At 60.5% G+C, this 2047-nt stretch carries 3 protein-coding genes; all 3 read left to right on the top strand.

Annotated features, from left to right (window positions below; genetic code table 11):
- A partial coding sequence (locus D6877_RS29910) for a hypothetical protein (protein ID WP_241662900.1) occupies positions 1 to 75 on the top strand: 75 nt, incomplete at its 5' end.
- The gene (locus tag D6877_RS13810; RefSeq protein ID WP_130911155.1) at positions 72 to 1802 is read left to right on the top strand and encodes a fumarate reductase/succinate dehydrogenase flavoprotein subunit; all 1731 of its coding nucleotides are present in this window, start codon (positions 72 to 74) and stop codon (positions 1800 to 1802) included. The genes D6877_RS29910 and D6877_RS13810, both read left to right, overlap by 4 nt.
- A gap of 27 nt (positions 1803 to 1829) precedes the next feature.
- Positions 1830 to 2047 (top strand): ferredoxin family protein (locus D6877_RS13815; RefSeq protein ID WP_130911156.1); only part of this gene is annotated, 218 nt, incomplete at its 3' end.

Genomic DNA, 2047 nt, shown 5'->3' on the forward strand with positions numbered 1-2047 from the left:
GAACACCTTTATTACCGTGGCGATGCGTTCCAGTACCGCCTGCGGATCGACCGGCAGAAAGGGGAGCAGGCATGACCCGCAACGTTCTAGAACAGGAATACGACATCGTCGTGATTGGCGGCGGTACGGCCGGGCCGATGGCAGCGATCAAGGCCAAGGAGAAGAACCGCGATTTGCGCGTGTTGCTGGTCGACAAGGCCAACGTCAAGCGCAGCGGCGCGATCAGCATGGGCATGGACGGCCTGAACAACGCGATCATCCCCGGCCATTCGACGCCAGAGCAGTACACCAAGGAAATCACCATCGCCAACGACGGCATCGTTAATCAGGCGGCGGTCTACGCCTATGCAACGCACAGTTTTGAAACCATCGAACAACTCGACCGCTGGGGCGTGAAGTTCGAGAAGGACGAAACCGGTGACTACGCGGTGAAAAAGGTCCACCACATGGGCGCCTATGTGCTGCCGATGCCGGAAGGGCACGACATCAAGAAAGTCCTGTATCGGCAGTTGAAACGTGCGCGGGTGAGCATCACCAATCGCCTGGTCTGCACGCGTTTGCTGACCGACGAGGAGGGCGCGGTCAACGGTGTGATGGGCTTCGATTGCCGCACCGCCGACTTCCATGTGATCAAGGCCAAAGCGGTGATTCTCGCCTGCGGCGCGGCTGGACGTCTGGGTCTGCCGTCGTCGGGCTACCTGATGGGCACCTACGAAAACCCGACCAATGCGGGCGACGGCTACGCGATGGCGTATCACGCCGGCGCTGAGCTGGCCAATCTCGAGTGCTTTCAGATCAACCCGTTGATCAAGGACTACAACGGCCCGGCCTGCGCCTACGTCACCGGCCCGCTGGGTGGCTACACCGCCAACAACAAGGGCGAACGCTTCATCGAGTGCGACTACTGGAGCGGGCAGATGATGTGGGAATTTCACCAGGAACTGGAAAGCGGCAACGGCCCGGTGTTCCTCAAACTCGATCACCTGGCCGAGGAAACCATCCAGAACATCGAGGAAATCCTGCACAGCAACGAGCGCCCGAGCCGTGGCCAGTTCCACGCCAACCGTGGCACCGACTACCGCACGCAGATGGTTGAAATGCACATTTCGGAAATCGGCTTTTGCAGCGGCCACTCGGCGTCCGGCGTGTGGGTCAACGAGCGTGCCGAGACTTCAGTCAAGGGCTTGTACTCGGCCGGCGACATGGCTGCGGTGCCGCACAATTACATGCTCGGCGCGTTCACTTACGGCTGGTTCGCCGGGCACAACGCCGCGGACTTTGTTGCCGGCCGGGAGTTTTCCGCACTGGACAGCGAGCAGATCGCAAAGGAACAGGCCCGGGTCTACGCGCCGCTCGATCGCACAGACGGTCTGCCGCCGGCGCAGGTCGAGTACAAGCTGCGGCGCTTCGTCAACGACTACCTGCAACCGCCGAAAGTGACCAAGAAGATGCAGATCGGCCTGCAGCGCTTCAGTGACATCGAGCGCGATCTTGAGCAGATGAAAGCCAACAACGCTCACGAACTGATGCGAGCGATGGAAACCAGCGTGATCCGCGATTGCGCCGAAATGGCCGCCCGCGCTTCGTTGTTCCGCGCCGAAAGCCGCTGGGGCCTGTACCACTATCGCGTCGATCATCCGCAACGCAACGACGCCGAGTGGTTCTGCCATTGTCATCTGAAGAAGGGCGAGGACGGCAAGATGACCAGTTTCAAGAAAGCCGTCGAGCCCTACATCATCCCGCTCGATGCCGAAGAAATGCAGGCGTATGACCGCCTGCGGGTCGGCGCCTTCGCCGCTTGAGACATCATTTTTCAGAGAGCCCGAACCATGGCTTATCAAGCTCAGGAAATCTTCTTTCGCTCCAACGCGCCGGTCACCGTTGACGAGGACAAATGCATCGCCGAAAAGGGCTGCACCGTGTGCGTCGACGTTTGCCCGATGGACCTGCTGGCGATCAACCCGGCCACGCAAAAGGCCTACATGGCGTTCGATGAATGCTGGTACTGCATGCCGTGCGAGAAGGATTGCCCGACGGGGGCGGTGAA

It is taken from the genome of Pseudomonas sp. Sample_9, assembly GCF_004307535.1.
Lineage (GTDB): Bacteria > Pseudomonadota > Gammaproteobacteria > Pseudomonadales > Pseudomonadaceae > Aquipseudomonas > Aquipseudomonas mercuritolerans.

Excerpts from the sequence above, each read along its gene's own strand:
- D6877_RS13810 (WP_130911155.1), top strand. The coding sequence starts at position 72 with ATGACCCGCAACGTTCTAGAACAGGAATACGACATCGTCGTGATTGGC.